4 protein-coding genes are annotated in these 3,342 nt (G+C 31.7%); all 4 read left to right on the forward strand.

The features are described from left to right. Window positions 1-509: 509 nt before the first annotated feature. Entirely contained in the window at window positions 510-743 is a 234-nt protein-coding gene (locus ABD010_RS10170; protein WP_244751067.1) for a hypothetical protein, read from the forward strand. 436 nt (window positions 744-1,179) lie between these two features. Further along, on the forward strand, window positions 1,180-1,686 hold the full coding sequence (locus tag ABD010_RS10175; RefSeq protein ID WP_343812650.1) for a hypothetical protein: 507 nt from the start codon (window positions 1,180-1,182) through the stop codon (window positions 1,684-1,686). A gap of 19 nt (window positions 1,687-1,705) precedes the next feature. Further along, window positions 1,706-2,392 carry a hypothetical protein gene (locus ABD010_RS10180; protein ID WP_343812652.1) on the forward strand — a complete coding sequence of 229 codons (687 nt, stop codon included), beginning with the start codon at window positions 1,706-1,708 and terminating at the stop codon, window positions 2,390-2,392. A gap of 64 nt (window positions 2,393-2,456) precedes the next feature. Further along, window positions 2,457-2,915, forward strand: coding sequence for a hypothetical protein (locus ABD010_RS10185; protein ID WP_343812654.1), 459 nt, complete (start codon window positions 2,457-2,459; stop codon window positions 2,913-2,915). Window positions 2,916-3,342 lie beyond the last annotated feature (427 nt).

Consider the following 3,342-nt stretch of genomic DNA (forward strand, 5'->3'; position numbering starts at 1 on the left):
ATTAAAGGCTGATCAAAAGGTGGAAATTTGGGTAAAAGGTGAATGGAATAATGACCCTGAAAACAAAATGGTCGCAAATAAAATCATAGTTAGTAAGAAGTGAAGAGTATTCACCAATCGGGCGCTTTTCCCTAATAAGGAACAGCGCCGTTATAGCATATAAAGGCAATTTTGTGAGCTAATAGTCATAGTGGGGGGGATGACAAGCTTGATACTTTTTGCAGAAATTTTACGTACAATTTTTATCCTAATAGCTATTATAAGTTCTGCTATTTATTTACGACATTTGGAAAAAACTAAGAAACAAAATAAACTTTCAACCTTTGAATTCACAATGTACATAATCATTCAGTTCGCATATATATTATTTGCAATCAGTTTACTGTTTTTTGTATTTGCTGAGTGATAGTTGCTTTAGTAATTATCAGTTTTAAACGAACGGGCGCTTATCGCTAATAAGGTAAGTAACGTTTAGTTTAATAAAAGATTAAGGAGGAAGGAGGTAAAAAATGAATGAAAAGGTAAAATTCAAAAATTCTAAATGGAGATTAAGTATGATGGCCCCAGTAGTATTCATCGGGGGTAGTATTGGAAGTCAAATCGTATTTTTTCCTAATATACCTTATCTTCCTCCTATATATGGTTCTTTGACAGGTTCTGTGTTATTGGTCGCTGGCAATGCAATTTACGTATTCTATAAAAGAATGAAAAACAACAGGGCGAAAAGTGAAAATAATGATTAGATTTACACTAACTCTTATGAAATTCGCATTTAAACAATCGGGCGCGATAAACTAATAAAATTGGCGCTAATTATTGCGGATAAGGGCCAGTTAATGGAACAATTCTACGTGAAAAATGTACTCTCACAATTGATGTACAAACCCAACTGATTGTCACTTTTCTTTTTCTGCGTTGTTATCCAATTAGTTTTATTTTAAAAGGAGGGAAACAAACATATTTATTATAATAAACACTATTCAGATATTTCCTGATTTAAGGAAAGTATGGAGTTTAAAGGACTGATTTTTGTAGCAAAATTTGTCGAAATATAGGATGTTTTCCCAATTTAAAATAATTACGAAATTATTACATTACTATTATATTTATGTTACTATTTAGATAGAATAAAACATCGAAAGAAAGTGCGCCAAATCATTTCTTAAGGGAGTGGTAAAATTGAAAAAACTTAATAAGTTACCGATCATCGCTACAATTTTAGTTAGTTTATTTTTATTTCAAACAACAACTGTTTTGGCGGGAGGGAATAGAGCGGAGGATAGTGAAATAACATTTCAAACCGATTCCAACGGGGTAACCTTTGCAATAAATTTGACTGTAGTATCAACAGCTGAGGTTACATATCCAGGTAAAATACTTAAACGCGAAACTTTATATGCGTCAACCAAAGACGCTTGTTTTCTTCCTTTCTCAAGTAATATAACCACTGATGTAATAAAATACTATAGAGGCGGGGATGACTTAAGGACTACCCATAGACCAACACAACCTTATAACGCTATACATGATCCTTGTATGGATGTTGATGCAAATGAGGCGTATCCATACTCCAATCTTTCAGCGTCATATGATTACACTTCATTGAGCACTGCAGTATGGACAAGTTGGCAAACAATTCCTGGTGCTTATCAAGTAGATGTTAAAGAGAATCAGCCAATTGATTAATATGAGGAGGAGGAATATTGTGAGGAAAATTTTAGGGTTCTTAGCTACTCTTGGATTAATAATAACTATTAGTTTGGTTGTTCTGCCCTTTAAAGGTAATAGTCATGAAGTAGAGGCAGGAAATAATAATTTTATTGATGATAACCTATTTGAGTTGTATAAGAATGATATCAAACAAGCTAAAGGTGATAAAGGAAAGGTATCGGAGTCTTCTAAATATATCGTTATAGAGGGTAAAGGCTTCTCAAAACATGATTTTAAGAAATATAAAGCTAATAAAGATCTATTTAAAAGGATAAAAAAGAAGAAACTATTTAGTAAAGAAGAAATAAGAGGTATGTATATAAAAGAAAAAATATTAGTTAAGAAGGCTAAAGAGAAAAACTTATTCGTATCAACAAAAAAAGCAAAGCAGTATATAAATAATCTACAAAATCTACTGAGTAAAGCTGATTCAAATGCAAAAGATGTTAAGATGACCAAGGAATTTCATTTAGGCGTAAGAAAGGCTCTGGGTATGACTAAGGCAGAATATGAAAAGTATTTAGTGGAAAAGTATCAAAAGGCTTTAAGCATTGGAAAGTTAAAAAGCAACTTTTATAAACAATATAAAGGTAAAAAGATTTCACATGGGGAGGCTGGAAGAGCTTGGAATAATCATGTGAAAGAAATAGTAAATAATGCATCTGTTAAAATTAATGAATAACTGATATCCTAGATAAAGTCCTCATATTAAGAAGGGACTTTATCTATTTTTTTGAGGTGGTTAGGTGAGGTTAAAAATATTTATTAGTTTGTTGGTTTTAATGACAGCGCTTTTAGGGTGCAATAAAACTACTGATAACCCCAAAGAACTTACTTTGTCATTTTTTAAAGAAGCTTGGATGAAACATGATTTTAATGAAGCTAAATCACTAACTGAAAATATATCTATAAGTGAAATAAAAAATGAAACCCAAAAGGTTCCAGAGGGGTATTGGAAACAATTTAATAAAAATATAGAGGTTTATTATCGTGATATATCACAGGAAGGTAAGGAAGATGTGAAATCGTACATTCTATACGCAGTGGGGTTTAGAACTTTTATCAACCTAGAATTAAAAAAAGCTTCTTCAGGTTGGGTTATTAACGATATACAGAGTAAACTTCCAAATGACTCAAAGTATACTATAGAACAAATGAAGAAGTATGATTGGAAAGGTACTGAAATTCAAATCAAAACAAATTAGCTTATTAAGCTAAGTAACTAAGGATATATTCAATCTAGGGATCCACTTAATATTGTAAATAGCCTCACACTGTCCTCTTCAATAAGTTTAATGACGATAATAAAGTATCCTTGCTCCATCTAGTCCGGACTTGTATTCAGAATCCCGGAACTTTTGTAAAATAGGAACATTACAAGTAGTGGACATAACTGTGAAGTCCACTGCTTTAATCTTTAATAATATTGCCGTAACTATCTTCCATTAACGGGCGCATTTCCCTAATAAAGAATCGTGCCAATATCGGATATAAGGGCCATTTAATGGATGAGTAACTTTTTGTGACAAATATGGAATTATTGTAAACAAAAATTCAAAGACAATAAAATACTCCTTTTTTTGGTATGATAGGTTTAAAATAATCAAATATGGGGGTCAAAAATGTTTGAAG

This window comes from Virgibacillus siamensis, from assembly GCF_039522605.1.
Classification (GTDB): Bacteria; Bacillota; Bacilli; order Bacillales; family Amphibacillaceae; genus Lentibacillus; species Lentibacillus siamensis.